At 72.7% G+C, this 22,145-nt stretch carries 17 protein-coding genes; 5 read left to right on the forward strand and 12 right to left on the reverse strand.

All coding sequences use genetic code 11. The annotated features are described in order from the left end of the window. Positions 1 to 169 precede the first annotated feature (169 nt). Positions 170 to 364, reverse strand: a complete 195-nt coding sequence (locus BJ992_RS00705) for a CsbD family protein (RefSeq protein ID WP_184978023.1) — start codon at positions 362 to 364, stop codon at positions 170 to 172. A gap of 263 nt (positions 365 to 627) precedes the next feature. Between BJ992_RS00705 and BJ992_RS00710 the strand changes: the two genes are divergently transcribed. After that, positions 628 to 2,469, forward strand: a complete 1,842-nt coding sequence (locus tag BJ992_RS00710) for a bifunctional copper resistance protein CopD/cytochrome c oxidase assembly protein (RefSeq protein WP_184978024.1) — start codon at positions 628 to 630, stop codon at positions 2,467 to 2,469. A gap of 17 nt (positions 2,470 to 2,486) precedes the next feature. Here the strand turns inward: BJ992_RS00710 and BJ992_RS00715 are convergent, their stop codons facing one another. Further along, positions 2,487 to 3,359 (reverse strand): hypothetical protein, encoded by an 873-nt coding sequence (locus BJ992_RS00715; RefSeq protein ID WP_184978026.1) that lies wholly within the window; start codon positions 3,357 to 3,359, stop codon positions 2,487 to 2,489. A gap of 363 nt (positions 3,360 to 3,722) precedes the next feature. Between BJ992_RS00715 and BJ992_RS00720 the strand changes: the two genes are divergently transcribed. Both BJ992_RS00720 and BJ992_RS00725 read left to right on the forward strand, forming a co-directional pair. Further along, positions 3,723 to 4,325 (forward strand): Rv1733c family protein, encoded by a 603-nt coding sequence (locus BJ992_RS00720; protein WP_184978027.1) that lies wholly within the window; start codon positions 3,723 to 3,725, stop codon positions 4,323 to 4,325. 129 nt (positions 4,326 to 4,454) lie between these two features. After that, on the forward strand, positions 4,455 to 5,399 hold the full coding sequence (locus BJ992_RS00725; RefSeq protein ID WP_184978029.1) for a universal stress protein: 945 nt from the start codon (positions 4,455 to 4,457) through the stop codon (positions 5,397 to 5,399). A gap of 8 nt (positions 5,400 to 5,407) precedes the next feature. Here BJ992_RS00725 and BJ992_RS00730 read toward each other — a convergent pair whose 3' ends face one another. Beyond that, a complete protein-coding gene (locus BJ992_RS00730; protein ID WP_184978030.1) occupies positions 5,408 to 6,466 on the reverse strand; it encodes a PP2C family protein-serine/threonine phosphatase in 1,059 nt (352 codons plus the stop codon). Positions 6,467 to 7,075: 609 nt separating this feature from the next. After that, positions 7,076 to 7,300, reverse strand: coding sequence for a DUF2277 domain-containing protein (locus BJ992_RS00735; RefSeq protein ID WP_184978032.1), 225 nt, complete (start codon positions 7,298 to 7,300; stop codon positions 7,076 to 7,078). Between the two features lie 184 nt (positions 7,301 to 7,484). Between BJ992_RS00735 and BJ992_RS00740 the strand changes: the two genes are divergently transcribed. Beyond that, positions 7,485 to 7,931 carry a hypothetical protein gene (locus BJ992_RS00740; RefSeq protein WP_343072434.1) on the forward strand — a complete coding sequence of 149 codons (447 nt, stop codon included), beginning with the start codon at positions 7,485 to 7,487 and terminating at the stop codon, positions 7,929 to 7,931. A gap of 75 nt (positions 7,932 to 8,006) precedes the next feature. Next, positions 8,007 to 9,218 (forward strand): hypothetical protein, encoded by a 1,212-nt coding sequence (locus BJ992_RS00745; protein WP_184978034.1) that lies wholly within the window; start codon positions 8,007 to 8,009, stop codon positions 9,216 to 9,218. Positions 9,219 to 9,317: 99 nt separating this feature from the next. Here the strand turns inward: BJ992_RS00745 and BJ992_RS00750 are convergent, their stop codons facing one another. The 8 genes from BJ992_RS00750 to BJ992_RS00785 form a co-directional block, all read right to left on the reverse strand. Continuing rightward, on the reverse strand, positions 9,318 to 9,959 hold the full coding sequence (locus tag BJ992_RS00750) for a hemerythrin domain-containing protein (RefSeq protein WP_184978036.1): 642 nt from the start codon (positions 9,957 to 9,959) through the stop codon (positions 9,318 to 9,320). Between the two features lie 148 nt (positions 9,960 to 10,107). Next, entirely contained in the window at positions 10,108 to 12,018 is a 1,911-nt protein-coding gene (locus BJ992_RS00755; RefSeq protein ID WP_184978038.1) for a cellulase family glycosylhydrolase, read from the reverse strand. Positions 12,019 to 12,351: 333 nt separating this feature from the next. Continuing rightward, on the reverse strand, positions 12,352 to 13,599 hold the full coding sequence (locus BJ992_RS00760) for an MFS transporter (RefSeq protein ID WP_184978039.1): 1,248 nt from the start codon (positions 13,597 to 13,599) through the stop codon (positions 12,352 to 12,354). A gap of 35 nt (positions 13,600 to 13,634) precedes the next feature. Then, a complete protein-coding gene (locus tag BJ992_RS00765; RefSeq protein WP_184978040.1) occupies positions 13,635 to 15,926 on the reverse strand; it encodes a lantibiotic dehydratase in 2,292 nt (763 codons plus the stop codon). Positions 15,927 to 16,025: 99 nt separating this feature from the next. Then, entirely contained in the window at positions 16,026 to 17,471 is a 1,446-nt protein-coding gene (locus tag BJ992_RS00770) for a hypothetical protein (protein WP_184978041.1), read from the reverse strand. Next, positions 17,468 to 19,867, reverse strand: a complete 2,400-nt coding sequence (locus BJ992_RS00775; protein ID WP_184978042.1) for a lantibiotic dehydratase — start codon at positions 19,865 to 19,867, stop codon at positions 17,468 to 17,470. Before BJ992_RS00775 ends, BJ992_RS00770 begins: the two co-directional genes overlap by 4 nt. Further along, on the reverse strand, positions 19,864 to 21,738 hold the full coding sequence (locus BJ992_RS00780) for a hypothetical protein (RefSeq protein ID WP_184978043.1): 1,875 nt from the start codon (positions 21,736 to 21,738) through the stop codon (positions 19,864 to 19,866). The genes BJ992_RS00775 and BJ992_RS00780 overlap by 4 nt, the downstream gene beginning before the upstream one ends. Before the next feature lie 79 nt (positions 21,739 to 21,817). Continuing rightward, entirely contained in the window at positions 21,818 to 21,958 is a 141-nt protein-coding gene (locus BJ992_RS00785) for an ammosamide/lymphostin RiPP family protein (protein WP_184978044.1), read from the reverse strand. Positions 21,959 to 22,145: the final 187 nt, after the last annotated feature.

Raw genomic sequence — 22,145 nt, forward strand, 5'->3', positions numbered from 1 at the left:
CACGTCAACCGCGGCACAGACAACGGTCATGGATTCCGTGGCACCGATCCCGGCGCACGAGTCCGATGAGTCGGCTCCGGCACGCGACCGCCGTCCGGGATCTCGGTGGGGAGGCCGGACAGGGAAACGGTGAGGGCTCCGGGTGCCGGAGCCCTCACCGTCAGGTGTTTCAGTCCTTGAAGGCCTTCTTGACGTTCTTCGCGGCGTCCTTCACGCGCTCGCCTGCCTCCTTCATGCGGCCGGAGGACTCGTCGGCGCGGCCTTCGGCTCGCAGGTCCTCGTCGCCGGTCGCCTCGCCGATGCCCTTCTTGGCCTTGCCCTTGAGCTGCTCGGCCTTGTTGGAGATCTTGTCGTCCGCCCCCATGACGGTTCCTTTCGTGCGATGGATCGCTTCCCTAGTGCACCTCTCCGAGGACGTGGGGGATAAACGCAGTTCCTGCCTATCTGATGGGTTCAAGTCCTGCTATAACCCGTAAAGCCAGATATCGAGGTGCGCGACGGAAAGTTTCATCACGTGACCCGGCGTGATGAGGGGCTCCCGCCGTACGTTCCCCGAGCGCCTCGCTCCACCGGGGCCGCGTGGAGATACTCGATCACGGCGGCGACCGGGAACGGGAAGGCGGGAGAATGACCACCCCCTCACAGCGGCGGCCGGCGGTCTACGCGCTCATGGCCGCCGGTGCGGTGCTCGTGTTGTTCCTCGCCATGTGGTTCGGCGGAGCGTGGCCGGGCACCGAGATCCCGGGGCTGCCGACGCCTGGTGCCCTCACCACCTTGGGGCTGCCGGTGGTGCGTGTCGCGCACGACGTCTGTGCCGCTGTGACGATCGGCCTGCTGCTGGCCGCGGCCGCGTTCGGCGGCGGACCGGCGGAACGGCGCGGGGCCGGCCGGGCCGCCGCGCTGTGGGGGATCGGGTGGGCCGTGACCGCGGCGCTGACCTTGCTGCTGACCCTGTCGGACCTGCTGGGGCTGCCGATCGGGGAGGCGCTGGACTCCGGTTTCCTGCCGACCTTCGCCCTGGAGGTGCCGCAGGGCCGGGCCTTCCTGATCGTCGCCGTGGCCGCGCTGGTCATCGCGGCGGCCTCATGGCTGCTGGCGGGCCGGGCCTGGTGCGTCGTGCTGCCGTTGGCGGCGGTGCTCGCCGTGCTGCCTCCCGCGTACGTCGGCCACTCGGCGTCGGCCGCCGACCACAACATCGCGGTGTCCAGCCTGATGCTCCACATCGGCGCGATGGCCCTGTGGGTCGGGGGGTTGATCGCTCTGGTGGCCCGCAGAGGCGGTGAGAACCCCGAGACCGCGGCGAACCGGTTCAGCGCGCTCGCGCTCTGCTGCTTCGTGGCGGTCGGGGTGTCCGGGCTGGTCAACGCCTGGGTACGCCTCGGCTCGGTCGCGGCGTTCCTCGACTCGCGCTACGGCCTGCTCGTGCTGGCCAAGGTGGCGGCGCTGGCCGTGCTCGGCTGGTTCGGGTACCGGCACCGGGGACGCACGCTCGCCGCGATGCGGTCGGGCCAGGGCTCCCGGCCCTTCCTGCGGCTCGCCACCGGCGAGGTCGCCGTCATGGCAGGCACGTTGGCACTCGCCGTCGCGCTGTCCCGCACCCCGCCGCCGCGCGCCGAACAGGTGCACGGGCTGCACGAACTGCTCGGCTACGTGCTGCCGCCGCTCACGACCGGCCGGCTGTTCACCGTGCTGCGTCCCGACCCGATCCTGGTGCTCGCCGTTCTCGGTGTGGCCGCCGCCTATCTGCTCGGTGTGCGCCGCCTCGGCGGGCAAGGTGTGGCGTGGCCGATCGCACGGACCGCCGCCGCGTTCGCCGGCCTGGTCGTGATCCTGTACGCCGCCTCCGGGGGCCTCGCGGCCTACGGACCGGCCGTGTTCTCCGTGCACGCGGTCCAGTACGCGCTGCTCGGCACGGTGGGCCCCGCGCTGTTCGCCGTCGGCGCGCCGCTCGCGCCACTGCGTGTCGCCGCGCCGCTGGCCGGAGCGGCGCTCACCGGCAAGGTCGCGGCCAGGGCGGCGCATCCGCTGGTGGCCACGGCCCTGTACGCGGTCCCCTATCTGGTGCTGTACGTCACCGGCGTCTTCGAGGCCACCCAGTCCAGCCTCGCCGTCCGCCTGACGTCCCAGCTCGTCGTGGTGCTCACCGGCGCCTGGTTCTTCTTCGTGGCCTTCGCCGTGGACCCGCCACCGGCGGGGAACACCCCCGAGGTGCGCACCATGATGATCGTCGGCGCGCTCGCCACCCAGGCCTGGATCGCTCTGGTGCTGCTCATCGGCCCGATCCAGGGCCAGGACTGGTACGCGGCCCTGGCTCTTCCCTGGGCTCCCGACCGGTTCGCCGACCAGGGCACCGGCGTGCTCACCGGGCCGGTCGTGGCCGCGGCCGCCATCGTGATCCTGTTCGGCCTGCTGTCACTGCGCCGCCGCGAGCGTTCCCCCGAGCCGGAGAAGGCCGCGATCGGGGTGTGACGGCCCGCCGCGGCGCGTCAGAACAGCCAGTCGAGCAGACCGTCGCGTTCCTTCTCCGTGGGGGTCGGCGCCGGAGGCTTGGTGGTGGGAGGCGGCGGCGGGGAGGTGGAGGGAGGCGGGGTGGGGGTCGGCTCCTCCTCGACGCGCGGCTCCCGCTCATCGCGAGGCGGTGCGCTGGAACGCGGCGGGTCGGCGGGACGGTCGCGGGTGCGGGTGGGTTCCGGCTCCGCGGTCGTGGGGTCGGGTGCGCTCTGCGAGCGGGTGCCGCTCGGGACCGCCGCCGGAGTTCCGGACGGCGCCGAGGGGGTCGGCTCCGGGGTGAGCTCGGGGTCCACGGCAGGCGGAGTGGTCGCGTCCGGTTCGGTGTCGTCCGTGGGGCCGGGGACCGGGGGTGGCGTGGCGCCGCAGTCGGCGGCGGTGCAGGTGGCCTCGGGGGCGGGGCTCGCCGAGGAGGAGACGATCCAGCCGCCGGCGACCGCCAGGACGACCACGGCGAGCATGGCGAGGATCAGGCGGCGGTTCTGGTTGGGGCCTTCCTCATCCTCGGAGCCGTCGTCGCCGCGCCAGCCCGAGCCGAGGAAACCGCGGCGATCCTCGGCATCGGTGTCGTCGGGGCCGGGCCAGTCGCCGTCGTGGCCCTCGGGGCCGAGGTCGTCACCATGGTCCTCGGCAACGCGGCCGGGATCGCCGGGGACGTCCAGGTGGTAGCGCTCGCCGGTGGAGACGATCCCGTCGGCCACCACCGTGGCGCCGGACTCATGGCCGTCGCGCCAGTCGTCGGACAGCACGTCGCCAGGTGGGTCCGTCTCGTCGCGCCACTCCATGCCGAGTGGACCCGTCTGGTTGATGGGGTCCTCGTCGTGGTTCCTTGGCGTGCCGTCGCGGTCCATGTTCGATCCTCCGTAAGGTCCGCCGCTTGACAGGTCACCGCGTGGCGCGTGGTCCGGCGCCGCGAGTTTTCGGCCCGCGCAACTTCTTAGCAGGTTCGACTACGCGCTGTCCGGAAACTTCACAGTTTGCGTCGACAACCGCAACCTTAACGATAGTCACTTCAGTCACACTCATCTCAAACCGGACCCCGTGTCGGTGCGGCGTCAAGCACGTCGTACGTTGGTGGTGAGCCCGTCACATTGCGTGCGTACGACCAGGTGACGGGCAGGGCCGGACGTCCCCTCGGTGGATGCCGGACGACCCTGCCGGGAGGGGGCCGGACGGCGCGACGCTGAAGGGGACAGACCCATAGGAGGTGCGAGATGGGAGTCTGCCCCGACTGGGTGGTGCGATGCGCACGCCGTTACCGGTTCGACCGTAACCCCCTGCGCCGGCGATCGGACCGGATCGAAGGAGTCGCCGTCCTGCTCATTCTGCTGATCCTGCTCGCATGCCTGTGGCCCGCGCTCGCGGTCGCCGGTCAGGTCTACCGGCGGGGGATGGCCGAGGAACAGGCCGCGCCGGAGGTGCGGCAGCCCGTTGTAGCGGTCCTGCTCCAGGACGCCACGAGCACCACCACCGTCACGGCCCAGGGCACGGTCGTGCAGGTCAAGGCGAAGGTGCGCTGGCAGGCGCCGGACGGCAGCGAGCACGTCGCCGTCCGCACGGTGCCGGCCCAGGCGCGCGCCGGCTCGGTGACACGGATGTGGGTCGACGAGGCCGGCGACCCGGTGGCGGCGCCGCGCCAGCACGTGCAGACGGTCACCGACGCGGCGGTGGCCGGGTTCGGGGTGATGGTCGCGGCATCCGGCCTGCTGTTCTCCGGCCTCATGGTGGTCCGCTGGCTGCTCGACCGCCGCAGGTACGCCGACTGGGACGCCGCGTGGGAGTCGGCCGAGCAGCGGTGGCGGCCGAGGAAGCAGTGACCCGCCAGGGTCCGGTCCCACTGGGTCGTCATCGGGTCGTCACAGGATCCCCACGGTGTCGTCGCGGTGTCGTCGCGGTGTCGTCGCGGGGTCGGCTCGGGGTCGGCTCGGCGCTGAGAGGAACGACGCATGAACGGACATGTCGTGGTGGCGGCCGACGGCTCGCCTCCCTCGCTCGACGCGGTGCGCTTCGCGGCCGGCGACGCCGTGCGGCGCGGCGGCGGACTGCGGATCGCGCACGTCACCGAGACCTGGGTCACCGGGGTGCCGATCGCCTCGGCGCCTGCTCTCGGCCAGACGCTGGCCGAGCAGTCCGAGGAAGTGCTCGCCGCGGCGGCGGCCGTGGCGCGGGCCGAGGCCCCGGGTCTGCTCGTCGAGACCGTGCCGCTCACCGGCCAGGTCAAGGTCGAGCTGCTGCGTGAGGCGCGGGAAGCCGACGAACTCGTGGTCGGCACCAGAGGGCTCGGCGGCTTCATGGGCCTGATGGTCGGCTCGGTGTCGATCGGACTCGCCGGTCACACGGCATGTCCGCTCGTGGTGGCCGGTCACCCGCACGACAAGGTGCACGGACGGATCGTGGTGGGCCACGACGCCGCACCCGACTCCGAGGCCGCGCTGGAGTACGCGTTCGAAGAGGCGGTACGGCGCGGCGCACGGCTGCACGCCGTCTACGCCTGGCAGGTGTCGGCGTTCCTGCCGACGTTCCAGACCTACACCCCCGCGGCCGAGGAGGCGTTCGACTGGGGAAAGCAGGCCGCCAGGGACCAGCTCACCCCGTGGCGGGAGAAATACCCCCAGGTGGACGTACGCGACACGGCGGTGTGCGCGCACCCGGTAGAGGCGCTGGCCGAGGCGTCGAGCACGGCGGACCTGCTGGTGGTCGGCTCGCGTGGACGTGGCGCGCTCGGCTCGGCCGTGCTCGGCTCGGTCGTGCACGGCGTGCTGCACCACGCGCGGGGCCCGGTGGCGGTGGTCCCGTCGCGCACGGGGGAACGGCGAACGGAACCGGCCGCCGCGGTGGTCCGGTCGCGCACCGGGGAACGGCGAGCGGATCCGGCCGCGGGGGACGGCTGAGCGCCGGCTCAGCCCTCGCGGAACCGGAGAAGGAGCATCGCCGCGTCGTCGTGGAGCGGAGCGTCGACGTGCGCGACCAGGTCGAGGCGCAGAGCCTCCAGCGCGGCCTCCGGGTCGTCGTCCTTGAGCAGGAACGCGCGGTCGGTGAGCGGGTAGAACCGGCCCGCGCGGTCGCGCGCCTCGATGACGCCGTCGGTGTACAGCAGGATCTGATCACCCGGGCCGAAGGCGATGCGGTGCGGCGCGGGACCCTCCACCTTGAGGTCGGCGAGGCCGAGCGGCGGAGCGGTGTCGCTCAGCTCGACGAGCTCGATCGTGCCGTCGGCGTGCAGGATCAACGGCGGCGGGTGGCCGTAGTTGAGCAAGGTGAGCGTGCCGTCGGGGTCGGCGTCGACCAGGATGGCCGTGACGAACTCCTCGCCGGACAGCCGCCGGTTGAGCGCTTTCTCGAGCCGGCCGCTCACCGCACGCAGGTCCGCCTCGTCGTGCGCGGCCTCACGGAACGCGCCGAGCACGAGGGCCGCGGTCTCGACGGCGGCGAGCCCCTTGCCCTGCACGTCGCCGACGATGGCGCGCACCACCCCGGGCCCGGTCACGACCTCGTACAGGTCGCCGCCGATGCGGGCCTCGGCGGTGGCGGAGGTGTAGGACACGGCGGCGCGCAGGTGGCCGGCCCGCCGGGGCACCGGCCGCAGCAGCACCCGCTGGGCCACCTCGGCGACCGAGCGCACGCTGGCGAGCTCGCGCTCGCGGCGCTGCCGGCCGACCGTGGCGAGGATGCTCGCCGCGGTGACCCCCGCGATGGAGATCAGGCTCATGTCGCTGCGCCGGTCGCCGAGCATTTCGTCGTAGACCGACAGGGCCAGGGAGAGGCCGAGCGCCACCCCGCCGATGAGCACGGTGCGCCGGACGTCGCCGACCAGGCTGGCGAACGCCGGCCCCACGGCCAGCAGCGACAGGTAGCCGGGTTCCGGTCCGGTCAGCGCGTCGAGCGCGGCGACCAGGCACAGCGCGCCGAAGGGCAGTGCGGCCATCAGGCGTTGGGTTCTGCGGTTGACCTGGGTCATGGACCCTCCGCGCGTGTGACGCTCGGCTCGCGATCCGCGCCGGCCGCCGCGGGGGGCCGCCTCCACGGATCGGGTCGATTCCCGACGGGTAAGCGAACTTCCCAGCGTTCCGCGGTCACTGTAACAGGGGATGTGGCGCGCGGACAGCGCGGTGGCCGGGTGAATCGCGTGCCTGCCTGCCGCATACCTGGGCATATGGTCATCGGTGCCGAAACACGAGGTGTTACGGCCCGGGCCGCCGAGGTCATTCGGCGGGGCCGCCGGTGCGCCGGGGGACGTCCGGTGGTATCCGGCATTTTCACGTAGAAGGATAAGTCGGACAATTTTCTGTGTGCGTGAACCAGCACTTCGAGGACCTCACCACACGAACGGACGGGACGCGGCTCCGCGCGCCGGATAACCCTTTGAGCCTGCCCTGTCGCCTTGCGGACCGGGGGATCTCTGAAAGGCTCATGAATCGAACCTTACTCTGGGTTGAGAGCAGCGGTACGCGTTCGGCGGAGGTGGGAGAATATCCCCGCGACAGTGGTTTAACCTGTCGGGATAATCATTGTCATATGCCGATATAAATTGATCGGCTCGGGATCGGGATTTCCCGACCCTCTGGGCTCAGACCTGAGGCCGGGGCACCCGGCGCAGGTCGAGCTCGTCGAGCAACGTCTGGGTGGCGGCGGCCACGGCGGCGACGGCGCGGTCGAACGCCTCGGCGTTGCGCGCCGACGGCGCGCGGAAGCCGGAGATCTTGCGGACGTACTGCAGAGCGGCGGCGTGGACGTCCTCGTCGGTGACGTCGGCGGCGTACGGCTCACGGAGGGTCTTGATGCTCCTGCACATGCCACCGACGCTATGTCATGGCACCGACAGCCTGAGGACGCGGCCGAGGACGGTCAGACGGTAAGAAATCCCGCCAAGCGGCGTTACCGGCCGGGCCGCGGGGGGATGGCCCGGTGCGGTGCCGAGTTCAGGGGAGGTCGCCATGGCCGGGAGGGTCAGCCGGAGGCGTGGGGTGTGCGGCTCTGTGACGGCAGGGCTGCTCGCGGGGGCCGCGGGGACCACTGCGCTCACCATGGTCACCTATCTGGACCAGGCGACACGCGGCCGTCCGGCGAGTGACATGCCGGAGCGGACCGCCGAGCGGCTCGCGGAGGCCGCCGGAGTGCCGCTCGGGGAGCAGGACGCGGCGCGGGGCCGCGCGCAAGGTCTCGGCGGGCTGCTCGGCATCCTGACCGGGCTCGGCGTGGGGGCCGCGTACGGCGCGCTGCGCACGGTGGCGCCCCGGCCGTCCCCGATGGTGGCCGCGGCCGGGCTCGGCGTGGCGGTCGTGGTGGCGAGCTCGGCGCCGATGACGGCGCTCGGGCTGACCGATCCGCGCACCTGGGGTGTGCGGGGATGGCTGTCCGACCTGGCGCCGCACTTCGCGTACGGCCTGGTCACGGCGTACGCGTTCGAGGCGGTCGGCGGCTGACGAGCCGGATTGCCGTCCGGAGGTGGCGGGTATCAACCGACAAACCCGGCCAAAACGGACAAAGGGGTCACGTCTATGACCTTCAATCCTTTGGAGCAGCAGGGAATCCCGCTGGAGCGGCAGGTACGCAACTGGCGGGAGCTGAACGTGCCGCAGCTCGACCCGGACCACTCCGATCCCTACGCACGGTGCCGCGTCATCGCCATGAACGGCATCGAGATCGAGGCGATCATGTTCAGCCACCACTTCACCCGGCACTGCCGGGACCTCGAGGTCCGGCGGCGGCTGGCCGAGGTGCGGGTGATCGAGGCGCAGCAGCAGAAGGCCGTCAACTGGCTGCTGCCGGGCCTCGCCTCGGTGCTGGAGACCACGATCGCCTACGAGCAGGTGGCCGTGGACCTCACCGCCTGGGTGGCGCGGATGGAACCCGACCCCTACATCAAGCAGGCGTTCGAGTTCGGCCTGCTGGAGGACTTCGACCACCTCTACCGGTACGCCAACCTGTACGAGCTGATCGAGCACCGCAAGGCCGAGAAGATCGTCGACGGCCTCACCGAGGTCATGCCGGGACGTCCCACGCCGCTGCACCACCGGCATCCCATCGACAACGTGCGGGACCACTACGACAAGAACACCGTCCACCCGGCCTCGCGGCTGCACGCGCTCACCATCATGGCGGCCGAGCAGCAGACCATGAACTTCTACATGAACGTCGGACCCGAGTACATGGAGCCGATCGCACGCCAGCTCTACCAGGAGATCGGGATGATCGAGGAGGAGCACGTCACGCACTACGAGACGCTCCTCGACCCGGCGGAGAGCTGGTGGGAGCAGCTCGTGCACCACGAGTACAACGAGTGCTACATGTACTACTCCTTCATGGAGACCGAGTCCGACCGCCGGCTGCGGTCGCTGTGGGAGCTGCACCTCGCCATGGAACTGGAGCACCTGCGCATCGCCTGCGAGCTGCTGCGGCAGCACGACGACAAGGAGCCGGAGCAGATCCTCGCGCCGTCCCTGCCCGAGCCGGTGACCTTCGAGCCGAACAAGCACTACGTCCGTGAGCTGCTCGCCACCCAGGTGGACCTGACCACGCTCGGCACCGGGTACGTGCGGGACGCGCACGAGCGGTTCCAGCGCTGGCAGGAGGCCGTCCACGGCGGCGAGACCCCGCCGAGCGACCAGGTGCTGGAGGAGGCCCGGCACAAGTTCGGCTCGGACTACCGCATGGAGACCGAGGGCCCGCACCCGGTTCCCAGCATGCGGAGCACTCCGACCCCTCCCTGACACCGGCGCCGCGAGGCCCGCACGCCGGGAGAGCGCCGGGGACGACGTACGGCCGTGCGCAGCGAATGCGCACGGCCGTACGGCCGGACCGGTCAGGGCTCAGGGCTTCTTGGAGCCTTTGCCGCCCTTGCCGCCCTCCTTCTTCTCCCTGGTGGAGCTCTTGGCCTTGCTCATCGCCTGGCGGATCACGTCCCGTGCTCTGTCCATGATCGCCGTCGGGGTCCCCACCACGATGTTCATGGTGGCCGACTCGACCCCAGGGTGCGGGTGCGTCGGCGCGATCGCCTCGGCGGCCTTGACGCCGAGCGCCATGGTGCGCCGCTCGGCGTCGCTGGTCTCCCTGACGAGCTGGTTGAACTCGTACCTTTCCTCGGCGCGAGCGTGCTCCATGACGGCCTTGCGCAGCTTCTCCAGGTGGGAGGCGAAGGACGGGTCGTCCGTCCCGCGTTCCTCCATCAAGGAGAGCAGCTCCTTGGCCTCGTTCTCCTCACGCAGGCGTTCGTCGACGATCTCGTCCCCACCGTCGAGTGTGCGCCTGGCGTAGGGGTGCACGATCTCCTCCTCCGCCGTCTCGTGGACGGCGAGAAGCCGCACCAGCCGCTCGAAGGCCTCCGCTCGCGCGCCGCCGGTGGCCTGTTCCACTTCGGCGAACAGGTCGCGGATCATGGCGTGCTGACGGATGAGCAACCCCACCACGTCGTTCTCGTCGAGCAGTTCCGGCATTGTCTTGCTGTCTGCCATGGCATTCCTCCCAATGGGGGCAAATCCCCAGAGGTTCGCCGAGCGGAACCGGCACGACCTTCCCGATCGGGTAAGGAAAGCCATCGAACGGCTGGTGCGGCCGTGTTCACGGAGCTGTGCTCACAGACCCGTGTTCACGGAGCTGTGCTCACAACGCGGTGCAGGTGAACGCGGACGGCAGCGTCGTGCTGTTGTCCGGACGGCCACCCTGGAACCCGAACGACGCGGTCTGACCGGCCGCGACCGTGCCGTTGTAGCTCACGTTGCGCGCGGTCAGGGTGCCGCTGCCGGTGGTCAGGTTCGCGTTCCACGACCCGGTGATCGTGTGGCCGGACGGGAGCGTCGCGGTCACCGTCCAGCCGCTCATGGTCGTGGTCCCGTTGTTGGTGACGACGACCTGCATCACGTAGCCGTTGCCCCACTGGCTCTGCGCGGTCGCGGTGGCCGTACAGCCGGTGGTGCCGCCGCCTGTGGTGGTGAACGTCACCGTCGGCGAGTTGGCGGAGAGGTTGCCGGCGCCGTCGCGCGCGCGGACGTAGACCCGGTACACGAGCCCGGCGGTCAGACCGGTCAGGGTGATGGAGTTGGTCGTGCTCTGGCCGAGCAGCGCGCCGCCTTCACGGTAGACGTTGTAGCCCGCGAGGCCGGAGCCGCCGGTGTCGGTGGAGGCGGCCCAGGTCAAGGTGGCGCTCGTGGTGGTCACGTTGGAGGCCGCCGGGGTGCCGGGGGTGCTCGGCGGTGTCGTGTCGGTGCCGCCGCCGGAGGTGGTGGTGAAGGTCGTGACCGGCGAGTTGCCGGAAAGGTTCCCCGCGCCGTCGCGTGCGCGGACGAGGACCTGGTAGGAGGTGTTCGGCGTCAGGCCGGTGAGGGTGATGGTGTTGGTGGTGCTCTGGCCGATCAGTGTGTCGGCCGTTCCCTGCCTGCGGTAGACGTTGTAGCCCGCGAGACCCGAGCCGCCGGTGTCGGTGGAGATGCTCCAGGTCAGGGTGGCGCCGGTCGAGGTGATGTTCGCCACGGACGGTGTGCTCGGTATGCTCGGCGGGGTGGTGTCGGTGCCGCCGCCGCCGAAGATGGTGGCCTCGCGCGACGTGGACTTGATGCCGTTGGCGCCGTTGAAGATGCGCTCACCCCACGAGGTGAGGCTGCTCGCGTTGAAGTTGTTGGTCATGTCCAGGTAGCCGACGTCGCTGCTGTTGCCGCTCCACGACCAGCCGATGTAGCCGATGCCGCGGGTCTGCGCCTGCGCCATGATCGTGTCCTCGTCGGGGTTGCCGTCCGAGTGGTTGTGGCCGAACTCGCCGATCACCAGCGGGAGCTGAGCGGTGCGGAAGGCGTCGAGGTAGGCGTTGATCTCCGAGGCGGTGTCGAACACGCCGTACATGTGGATGGAGAAGACGGTGTTGCGCTGCGGGTCGGCGTTGAAGACGGTGCGCGCGTTGTCGCGCATCGTGAACGACCAGTCCTGGCCCCAGTTCGGCGCGTCGACCATGAGCAGGTGCTGGAAGCCGGCGGTGCGCAGCCGGGTGATCGCCGAGGAGGTGGCCTGGGCCCAGCCGGGGGTGACGGCGTTGTTGCCGATGGGCTCGTTGCCGATGTTGACGACCACGTAGTCTTCCTGGCCGGTCAGCGCGCTCTGCACGCTGAGCCAGTAGTTGACCGCCGCGTCGAGCGTGACGGCGCCACCCTGCTCGCCGTAGCCGGTGGTGTCGTGGTTCTCCAGCACGCAGATCAGCTTGTTGGCCTTGCACTGCGCGACCACGTTGGCGACGTCGGCGGCGTTGTTGGCGGGGGTCCAGCGGCCGCCGCTGAGCACCACGCGCACCGAGTTGGCGCCGAGCGACTTGATGCCGGCGAGGGAGGTGGCGAGCCGGTCCTGGTACCAGACGTGCGCGTGGCTGACGCCGCGGAAGATGAAGTTGGTGCCGTTGGCCTCGGTGATGTTCGTGCCGCTCACCCGCAGGCCCACGGCGGCGCTCGCCGCCGGCGGAGCGACGAGCGTGGCGCAGAACAGAGCGGCCAGCAGGGCCAGGAGGGTGGCCTGCCGTGGTCTCCTTCGCATGACGTGCCTTTCTTTGGTCACACCAATTAACCGGTTAAGTTCTGAGGCGCAGCCGAGGCCTGAGAACGCTTTGGGAGCGCTCCCATAGTGGGTGTGTTTCCTGCGCGTGTACAGCGTGTGTCACACGGGCCACGCGCGGGGCCGCGCGTCGACCCGCTCCCGCGCCGTGTGCCACATCGAAAGACATGGTCAGGCGGGTCCAGGGCCGCCGCGCGACCCACCGGCCTCCGGCGCGATATCCGTTGAAAGTTTCAAAACCGCACGTCCGAGGTGCCGTGGACGCCGGGTGGGCCGAGCGCCTGCGGAGCGCTCGGCCTCATGCCGCCGGCGCGATCAGGACGCCGTGCTCACGGCGGGAGCGGGACGTACGGCGAAGGTGAGGACGGCGGCGAGAACGGCCATGCCGGCGGCCACGAGGAAGCCGCCGCCGGGGTGGCCGCCTGCGGCGAGGCTTCCCGCCGCCGCGGCGGCCAGCGCGCCGCCACCCTGGCCGAGCGCGTTCAGCCAGGCGAACGACTCGGTCATGGCGTCCTCAGGCGCGACCTCCTCCATCGCGGTGAACTGCGCCGTCATCATGGGTGCGAGCGCCACCCCGGTCACCGCGAACAGCAGCGCGAGCAGCCACAGGCTCGCGACGACGGAGGCCACGGCGTACCCGCAGGCGAGCACGACGAGGAACACCCCGAGGTGCTGCGCGCTGGTGCCGCGCAGCTTCGACGCGCCGTACGCCAGGCCGCCGAACACGCTCCCCACGGAGAACGCCGCGATCAGCAGGCCGCCGGCGTCCGCGTTGCCGAAGGCGTCGGCGGTGGCGAGCAGCGCGACCTCCACCCCGATGATGCCGCCGGTCGCCAGCGCGCCGATCGGCAGCATCCAGCGCACCCCGGACGCGCGCAGCGGGCCGCGCCAGTCACGGGGGCCGTCACCGCCGGCGGGCCCGACCGCGCGTACCGCACGGGCCGTCGCCAGCGCGAGGCATCCGGCGGCGGTCAGCGCGGCCGTGACGCCGAGCGCGACCCGCGCGTCGCCGAGCACCAGCAGCAGGGCCACCGTGGAGGGCCCGGCGATGTAGACCGCGTCCACGACGATGGACTCCAGCGCGAACGCCGCGGCGCGCACCCCCTTGTCGGTGAGCGACCTGCTCCACAGCGTCCGCATGATCGGCGAGATCGGCGGCAGCATCACGCCGATCAGGAAACTCGCCGTCAGCGGCACGGCGACCGGAGCGCGCACGGCCAGCGCGACCAGCAGGCCGAGCATCGCCAGAGCCTGGCCGAGGCCCGAGACGACCAGCACGATCGCCGGGCCCCGCCGGTCGGCGGCACGGCCACGCAGCGGTCCAGAGACGCCGACGCCGACCGCGTACAGGGCCGCGGCCAGGCCGGCCACGCCGTAGGAGCCGGTGGCCTGCACGATGCCGACGACCAGGACCAGGCCGATCATGCCGCTCGGCAGGCGGCCGACCAGCGCCGCCAGCGTCATGGTCGCCACGCCAGGCGTGGCGAACAGCCTGTGGTACCGGCGCAGGCCGGTCGTGGGGGCCTCGGCCGACCCGGCGTCGGGTGAGGTCTCGGTCGTCATGCGTTCCCTCCTCGTGCGGGCAGGGTGTGCGGCTTTCAGGGGCGGGATGGTGCGGGACGGGTCAGTTGCATCCGTAGTTCACAGGTGTAGCGGCCGGCGTCGTCGCGCAGCCAGAGCTCGTCGGGACCGGGATACATCTCCTCCACCATGACGCGGGTTCCCGGCCCGCCGCCGAGCAGATGGCCGAGCAGTTCGGCCGCGAACGGCGACGCGGTGTCCACCAGGACGGGCTTGCGCTCGGACTCGACCCTGGCGAACACGAAACGCGGCAGTCCCTGTGCGCGCGCCAGGCGGCGCAGGCCGAGCAGCGCGGCCGGGCCGCGGCCACCCGCGGGGAACGCGGCGGCGTCGAGGGTCCAGCGTTCGCGCTGGTAGCAGGCGTCGCCGATCGTCACCCTGCCGAGGTGGCCGGTGTCGCCGCGCACCGGCGCGTGCAGCACCGCTGGGTGGGAGAGCGCGGCGAACGGTGGGTAGGTGGTGAGGTCGTTGAGCATCGGGTACAGCGTGATGGCGGCGCCGTCCGGATCGCGCAGGACCGGACGGCCGTCGTTCAGGGTCACCGTGCACTCCGCCGCGGAGACGTTGTCGTCGCGTCCCTCGGGGTCGGTGGCGGTGAAGACGAGCCTGCGTCCGGGGAAACGGTAGAAGCCCTTGTTGCGGCGGCTGGTGGCGAGTCCGGTCACGCCTTCCCCGTCGCGGGCCAGCCAGCCCGCCGCCACCTGGTCGAACGCGCCGGGGTCGGGGTGGAAGGTCGTGAGCCAGCCGCGCAGCAGCAGGTGGTGGTGCACGCGCGCGAGCACCACACGCCACGACCCGTCCACGGCCTCCTCGGGGCTCGTCATCGCGAGGCACACGTCGGGGAGCGAGTAGCGGGGGCCGGGTGCTGAGGCGCCGAGGGTGTCCGCGGCGAGCTTGACCGGTTCACCGTCGGCGGCCGGCACGTCCACCGGCCGCACCGGTGAGAAACGGCCCCCTTCCTGGTGCTCGGGCCTGGCGCGCGCCGCGTAGTCGAGGAAGCCGAGCGTGCCGCCTGCGGCCTCGACGACGGCGGCCATGGCCGCGCGGTCACCGTCCTGCACCTGGTCGCCGAAGGCGGCCGACAGTTCGAGCGCCGGGCTGAGCGCGCGGGCCAGCCGCCGCGCGGTGTCCGTGCCGACCGCCAGGCGGAACGGCGACGAGGCCTCCTCGAACAGCACCAGCCGGTCGGCGTACACCGCTCCCGCGCCGCGCCGCGCGGCGACGCCGGTCAGCTCCGTGAAGACCGTCTCCAGCTCGGTGAGCACCGCACGCCGCGTGCCGACGTCCCCCCCGGCGGCGGCGAACCGTCCGCACAGGTCCGCGAGGCCGTCGAGGCGCGCGAGCCACAGGTCCCTGCCTGGCGACTCAGGCAGCTCAGCGATCGAGGCGCGCAGGCCCGGCAGCGGGTCGACCGTCTCACCGGGCACCTCAAGGCCGCGTACCGCGACGCCGGCCGCGAGCAGCGGCCGTACCGCCTCGGCGACCCGCCGCACCGGCACCCCGGTGGCCTCGGCCAGGCGCGCGAGGCCCGCCGGACCGCGTTCGAGTTCCGCGACCACCTGTGCCGCCGGCGACCCCTCAGGCAGCGGCACCTCACGGTCCTCCGTGGCGATCCCGGCGGACGTGCGGACGGCGAGCAGGCTCAGCCGTACCGGGACGTGCGCGGCCAGCGCCTTGTCGCGGGCCGCGGCCCTCGACAGCTCGACGACGGCCCAGTGCGCGATGAACGCGCGCCGTACCTGCGGCCCCGCGGGCTCGACCGCGAAACCGGTGCCGCCGACCTCGCCGTAGGCCATCGGCCCGAACGCGCCTGCCGTCTCGTTCTTGGCGCAGAACCGCTGCAGGTAGTTGTAGAGCTGCCGTTCCACCCGCCGGTACTTGGCCGTGTCAGGGACCTCCTCCAGCGCGAGGTAGCTCGTCACCATCCCGTCGTACATCCCCGGGTTGGACGTGAACACCGCGTCCTGGAACCGGTCGGTCCCCGCCAGCTCACGCAGCCTGGCCCGCAGCCGAGGCGATTCCGCCGCGTACACCTCGCCGAGCCGGCCGAACGCCTCCTGCCACCGGCGCACCAGCCCCTTGGCCCGCGCCGGCACCGGTGGCGCGCCGCCTTGCGCCAGCACGCCGACGACCTCACCCACCGCGTCCCCGAGCACCTCCGCCAGCTCGTCCTCGACCGCCAGCACCTCGGCGCACGCCGCCAGCACCTCGGGACCGGCCCCGAGCGACTCGACCCAGTCGAACGGCATGCCGGCGTGCCGCATCACGAAGATCGCGCCGAGCTCCCAGTCCACGCCGTCACCACTCATCCGGCCTGCTCCTTCGCTGACATCATGAACACACGGAAAGCCCGTCGCACACCCGTACGGCACCCCAGTCCGATGTCCGGAAGCGGCGCCGCCGTGTCGTCATGTGCGGACCAGGAGGCCGTTGCCGACCAAGGTGTCGAGGATTCTGGTGCGGCTCGCGGGGGAGACGCCGGGGAGCGCGTCCGCCTCCGGCACGGGATGGCGGGTGGTGCGCAGGCGGGTCGCGACGCGGGGGTCGAGGCGGATGACGCGGCCCTGGCGCAGGTCGACGGCGTACCACTCCGGCGCGGGGCCCGCCACCAGCACGGTGTCGGGGGCCAGCGCGATCCCCGGGGCCCCGGCGGCGCGGGGGTCCTCGGCGAGGTAGGCGGCGGCGACCCGCGCGGGGATCAGGGTGCCGGTGCTCGCGAGCGTGGGGCCGATCTCGGCGATCAGGGCCTGGACGCCGGCAGGAGGCAGGGTGCCTTCCGCGTCGAAGCGGTGGTGGCGGGCCAGGTCTCCCGCGGCTGGGGTGACCTCCACCGGGGTGCCGGCCCAGTGGAGGCCGGTCCAGTGCACGGGCCAGTCGAACGGCCGCAGGCCGACGAGGCGGTCGACGGGGCCGTCGGCGGCGGTCAGCGTGGCGACGGCCGTGCGCGCGCGGCCGGCGCCGATGCCTGGCGCGCCGAGCCACAGTTCGGCCAGCACCGTGACGCCGGCGGCGCGCAGCCGGTCCACGGCGGCCCGCAGGCGTTCCATCGGCACCCTGCCGCCGCCACGGCCGACCACCTCGTGATCGGCGGCGCAGATCCCGAGGACGACCGTCGTGCAGCCGGACGCGATCAGCGCGTCCGGGTCGGCCACCGTCCTCGCGAGCCCGGCGCGACCGGCCCACGGCCCCGGTGGCACGGGGTCGCCGGCGCGTTCCCGCCAGTACGGGCCGGGGCCGTCCGCCGGCGGCAGCCCGGTCACCCGGTACCGCAGCGGCGCGGGAGGTTCGGCCAGGCGCGCCTGGCGCAGCGGTGGCAGGCCGGACAGCACCGGCCAGTACGCGCGCGCGAAACGGCCGGTGACCAGCGGCGGGGTGGTGAGCCGCGCGGCCATGGCGAGCGCGGCGGGGAGTTGCTGGTCCCGGTCGAGCACCAGCCAGACGTCACCGCCTGCCGACTCCGCCTCGGCGACGGCCTCGTCCACCTCGGGGTCGTACGGCGCCGCGCCGAGCGAGGCCCGCAGCGCCGCCGCCGAATCCTCGGTGGTGCCGTCGCGCAACTCCAGATCGTCCAGGGTGATCTCGACCGCCGCGTCCGCCTGGTGCACCGCGGCGGCCACGAGCACCGCGGCGGCCCGCAGCCGGCCGAGCGGCCCGGCCGGGTCGGCGAGCCCCGCGAGCCCGGCCCGCAACCGTACGACCAGTTCACCGCTGTCGTGCGGACCGGTGGCCGTCGCGTCCGCGGCGAGCAGACGCGCGGCGAAACGGCGACCCGGGTCGAGAACGCGGTGGCCTTCGGCCTGAGTCACCAGGGTGACGTCGGCCAGCGGGGGGACGACGACCGTCGCGGGGGTCATGGGGTGGGTCCGACGCGTGCGGTGAGCGCCACGCGGAACTCGCTGGTGTGGCCGCCGGTGGAGCGGTGGAGCCACAGCTCCTCAGGTCCGGGGAGCATCTCCGAGATCGCGAGCGGGCCGGCGGCGGCCAGCGTGCGGAGGTGCTCCTGGGCCTGCGGGACGTCGAGGTCCAGGCAGACGGGCTTGGTCTCGGCGGGGCTGAGCGCGAAGACGTGGCGCGGCCAGCCGCGGCGTTCCCGCTCGGCGACCACGGCGGCGAACAGTTCGAGGCGGGTGGCGGCGGCCAGGACATCGGGGAGAGCGCCGGCGGGGAGGTCCCAGCGTTCACGCTGGACCACCAGGTCGCCGAGCACGAGCCTCGGGGTGTGCTCGCCGGCGCGCAGCCGGGGGAAGTCCACCGGGACGGGAGCGAAGACCCGCAGGTGCGGGTGATCGTCCTCACCGATGTACAGCGACAGCGGGCCGTTCGGACCGACCAGCTCGGGGACGCCGTCCCGCAGCACGGCACGCAGCTCGCCGGCGGCGACCGCGCGGCCGTCCGGAGCGCCGGACCGGCCGGTGACCTCGATGAACGTGCCGGGGTAGGTCGAGCCGACGAGACCCTTGTGCTGACGGCGGTGCAGCACCGTGGCCGCGTGCTCCCTGCCTCCCCACACCTCCAGCACCGGCTCGACGTCCCCGGCCAGCTCGGCGGGGTCAGGAGCGAAGTGGGCCTGCAGGCCCCAGGCGAAGACGTACGGGTGGATCTCGCCGAGCACCAGCGGCGCGTCGTCGGCCGCCTGGAGCATCACGTCGGGGCTGACGAAGAACGCGCCGTCCGGCGGGTCGGTGAGATCGGCGACCGCCTCGGGGGTGAGGAAGGCCCGGCGGCCGTCGGAGACCGCGAGGAACCGGTCGAGCAGCGCGGTCCGCCACCGGCCCCAGGTGTCGAGCACGGGCTCGAAGGCGCCGGTCGCGAGGCGCGCGGCGAACACGTCGGCGAAGTCGAGGAACGGCAGCGATCCGCCGTGCTCGGCCAGCACCTCGGCCGCGAGTGCGCGCAGGCCTTCGTGCTGGACACGGCCGCCGGTGAGGCCGAGGCGCAGCACCGGGTCCAGGGCCCGCTCCAGCCGCCGCGCGGTCGCGGCGGGCCACCGTACCGGCTGGCCGTCGGCGTGGCAGTCCTCGAACAGGATGAACCGGTCGGCGTAGGTGCGTCCCTGGTTGCGGCGCGCGTCCGCGCCGGTGACCGACGTGAACAGCTCCTCGGCGGCTTCCAGGATCTTGGCGCGCTCGGCCACGCCGGGTTCCTCGGCGAACCGCGCGAGCAGCGCGTCGAAGTCCTCGGCGGCGTCTTTGAACCGCGCGGCGGCCGGGACGTCCGGCAGGCGTTCCACCACGTCGCGCAGGGGATACACGGTGGTCGAGCTCGGTTCCAGGTCCCGGCGCAGCAGCAGCGTGCGTTCCAGCGCGGCGACGCGACGCTCGGCCTCCTCAGGCCCGATCCCGGTGACGTCCCCGAGCTCGGCGGCCGTCCGCACGCCGTCGGCGGCGCGCACCAGCGCGAGATCGGCGCCGGTCAGCGGCACGGGGGTCCGGCCGGGTACGCGCGCGGTCCCGGTCTCGTCGATGATCGCGACCGGCAGCCGGCGTGGCGGCAGCCGCCTGCGGATGGACGGGATCGCGGCGGCGGCCCGGCCCCAGGCGACCGCCACCCAGAACGTCGCGAATGTTTCCCGTGAAGCAACGCCGGACGGCGTCTCGGGGCCGCACGCGATGGCGTCGGCCTCGGGGTCGACCCGGCCGAAGCAGACGGGGCCGAAGAAGCTCGTGGTCTCGTTCTTGGCGCCGAGACGCTGCAGGTAGGCGTACTCGCGCCGTTCGATCGCGCGGTCCCGCGCCGTACGCGAGGCGTCCACCGGTCGCTCGTCCCTGCGGACCAGCGAGTCCAGGAAGTCCGGCGAGAGCAGGAACACCGCCTCCCGCACGTCGGTCCGTCCGGTCGCGGCCCGCAGCCCCGCGGCGGCCGGCGGCTCCTCCTGCGCGAGCAGCTCACCGGCCCGCGCGGTGTGCGCGGCGGCCTCGTCCGACGCGCCGGTCCACTCCCGGTGGCCGGACACCAGCTCCGCCGACCACGGCCCGGCCGGCAGCTCGGCCGGCGCGCGCCGGCCGACACGGGCCCGCAGCTTGGACAGAGCGCGCAGCGCGGCCTTGTCGCCGTGCGCGCGCAGCCGCTCGACCTCCGCCGGAATCGTGCTCTCCAGCAGCCCGGCGCGGGCCGCCTCGGCACGCTTGCCGCACCGGTGCGCCGCACGCAGCGCCGCCGCGGTGCGCGGGCAGTCCAGTCCGGCCAGCAGGCCGAACGGGAAGCCCGCGCGCCGCAGCACGAAGGTGTCGAGCATCCGGAACGCGGTCATGCCGGTGTGGCCAGGTCGAGGGCGATCAGGCGGAAGGGACGGTTGAGCTTGGTGGTCGGCCGGGGAAGCGCGGCGGCCGGCGCCGCCGGGTCGTCGTCGTCCAGTGCGGCGATCAGCGCGGCGGCCTCCTTACGGAAGGCGAGACTCGCCGCGGCGAGTTCCCGCACGTCAGGCCCCGGCGTCTCACCGGCGGCGACGGCCCTGCCGGTGCGGGCCAGCGCCAAGGCGTAGGGGTCGCCGAGCGTGGTGGCCGCGGTCTCGGCCAGCGCGTACCACTCGCCGGCCCGCTCCCTGTCGCCGAGGTCCAGCAGCATGCCGCCGATCTCGGTGGCCAGGATCTGCTGGTGGAGCTGGTCGTCGAGCTTGCGTGCCAGCTCGTACGCGGAGGCGTACCCGGTGAGGGCCTCCTCGTCGCGTCCCGCGCGGTAGGCGAGCCCGGCGGCGCGGTAGGTGTGGTGCTTGAAGAAGCTGTCCCCCCACCCGGAGCTGATCTTGGCGAAGTGGTCCCACGTGCCGCTCGCCGTCTCGTACTTCTTCGCCATCTCCTGAAGCACACTGATGTTGGAGATCAGGTTGATCTTCAGGTGGGTCGCGTCGGCCGAGTGCAGCTTCGAGATCAGCGCGACGGCCTTCTTCTCCTCGCGCATCGCCTGCGGGTACTCCTTGGCCCGCACGTGGGCCAGCGCGCGGACGTTGCGCAGCCACGCCTGCTCGACCGAGGACACCTCCGACGGCACCTCGGCGAGCCGCCGCAGGCCGTGCTCGATGTCGGCGACACCGAGCGGCAGCGTGCCGGCGCGCTTGACGGCGAGCAGCGCGCGCAGCAGCAGCACCTGCGCCTCGCTCACCGCGTCCGGCGCGACGGCGGCGGCCTCGTCGAACTCCGTACGCGCGCCGTCGATGTCCTGCACCAGCGCGCGGACGACACCGATGGAGCGCCGCGCGAACGCGCGCAGGTGCTCGGGGGAGGCGGCGAGGTCCACGTGGACGCCGATGGCGGGGGTGCCGTCGCCGGGGTCGAGCGCCGTGAAGTGCTCGCGCACCGCGGCGCAGTCGAGCTCCGGCACCGTGTCGAGCAGCGCGAGCAGGGCCTCGGCGGCGAGGATGCCGCCTACGTGGTTGGCGCTGAAGAAGCAGGACCGGATGGCGAGCAGCGCCGACGCGGCCGTACGCTCCGGCGGCCCGGCGGGCTCACCGAGGACCTCCGACAACTGGCGGTGCTCAGGCACGTCGGCGGCCGGCAGGTCGTCGGCGAAGCCGGCGGACCCGGTGGACGGCTCGGGGACCGTCGCGTCGAGACCGAGCCGGTCGAGCAGCGCCGTGAGGGTCGCGTGCCGCACGGCGGCGGCACGCGCGGACGTCGCGGCCGGCTGGTCCAGGCCGGTGAGCCACAGGCCGGTGCCGGTGGCGCCGCTCAGCGAGAGCCGTTCGGCGATCCGTGGCAGGGCCCGCAGGCTCACCACGTCGGCCTGACCGACGCCGCGCAGCAGCAACGGACGGCCCACCGCCACCAGGGCCGCGGTCACCGCCTCCGCGCCGGCGTCGAGCACCCGGAACACCTGCTCGGACTCGGCGTGCAGCCGCCGCTCCGACGGCGTGCCGGCGAGGTCGGCGAGCAGCGGCGCGCCGGGGAACGTCCCGGGGAACAACCATTCCCACTCCGGCGCGCGGCGCCGCGCGACCGCGTCCACGGCCTCGGGGGCCAGCGCGGTCAGCGCGGTCAGCACGGCACGCAGGGACGAGAAGGCGACGGGGAGCCGGGTACCCACGGCCACGACGACGGGCTCCGCGCCGGCCGCGGCCGGCGCGAGGCCGCCGACGTGCAGCACGTCACGCGGGGACTCCACCAAAGTATTCGTGACCATTCGCACCAGGGCTCCCATCGCGATCCTGTGGAATTGGAAAAAGATGTCTCAGCGGTGAACCGCCGTTTTTCACAGGCCCGATGTGTCAGGCGAGCGGAGCGATGCGGTTCTCGATTTCCTCGAGCAGGAACTCCATGTCGTCCAGGTCGCCGAGTTCATCGTCGTCCGCGGCGTCCTCCACCACGGAATCGACCGCGGATTCCGGAGCGATCTCCTCGTCGGCCATATGATGGCTCCTTTTCGAAGGTCGGTGGCGACCCGCTCATGACGCGTGTCACCAGGGTGTTCCTTGACCGTGCCGCCGCACGCACGGCGCGGGGCCAGGCATGGTGAAACGGCGGGCCCCGCACTTCCCGGCGTCCCGGTAGCGCGGTGCCTGTCGTTCACAGATCCTGCTAACGGCGGCCCCTCGG

This window comes from Sphaerisporangium rubeum, assembly GCF_014207705.1.
Lineage (GTDB): Bacteria > Actinomycetota > Actinomycetes > Streptosporangiales > Streptosporangiaceae > Sphaerisporangium > Sphaerisporangium rubeum.

Coding starts and splice junctions, on each gene's coding strand:
- BJ992_RS00705 (WP_184978023.1), bottom strand. CDS start 364: ATGGGGGCGGACGACAAGATCTCCAACAAGGCCGAGCAGCTCAAGGGC.
- BJ992_RS00710 (WP_184978024.1), top strand. CDS start 628: ATGACCACCCCCTCACAGCGGCGGCCGGCGGTCTACGCGCTCATGGCC.
- BJ992_RS00715 (WP_184978026.1), bottom strand. CDS start 3,359: ATGGACCGCGACGGCACGCCAAGGAACCACGACGAGGACCCCATCAAC.
- BJ992_RS00720 (WP_184978027.1), top strand. CDS start 3,723: ATGGGAGTCTGCCCCGACTGGGTGGTGCGATGCGCACGCCGTTACCGG.
- BJ992_RS00725 (WP_184978029.1), top strand. CDS start 4,455: ATGAACGGACATGTCGTGGTGGCGGCCGACGGCTCGCCTCCCTCGCTC.
- BJ992_RS00730 (WP_184978030.1), bottom strand. CDS start 6,466: ATGACCCAGGTCAACCGCAGAACCCAACGCCTGATGGCCGCACTGCCC.
- BJ992_RS00735 (WP_184978032.1), bottom strand. CDS start 7,300: ATGTGCAGGAGCATCAAGACCCTCCGTGAGCCGTACGCCGCCGACGTC.
- BJ992_RS00745 (WP_184978034.1), top strand. CDS start 8,007: ATGACCTTCAATCCTTTGGAGCAGCAGGGAATCCCGCTGGAGCGGCAG.
- BJ992_RS00750 (WP_184978036.1), bottom strand. CDS start 9,959: ATGGCAGACAGCAAGACAATGCCGGAACTGCTCGACGAGAACGACGTG.
- BJ992_RS00755 (WP_184978038.1), bottom strand. CDS start 12,018: ATGCGAAGGAGACCACGGCAGGCCACCCTCCTGGCCCTGCTGGCCGCT.
- BJ992_RS00760 (WP_184978039.1), bottom strand. CDS start 13,599: ATGACGACCGAGACCTCACCCGACGCCGGGTCGGCCGAGGCCCCCACG.
- BJ992_RS00765 (WP_184978040.1), bottom strand. CDS start 15,926: ATGAGTGGTGACGGCGTGGACTGGGAGCTCGGCGCGATCTTCGTGATG.
- BJ992_RS00770 (WP_184978041.1), bottom strand. CDS start 17,471: ATGACCCCCGCGACGGTCGTCGTCCCCCCGCTGGCCGACGTCACCCTG.
- BJ992_RS00775 (WP_184978042.1), bottom strand. CDS start 19,867: ATGACCGCGTTCCGGATGCTCGACACCTTCGTGCTGCGGCGCGCGGGC.
- BJ992_RS00785 (WP_184978044.1), bottom strand. CDS start 21,958: ATGGCCGACGAGGAGATCGCTCCGGAATCCGCGGTCGATTCCGTGGTG.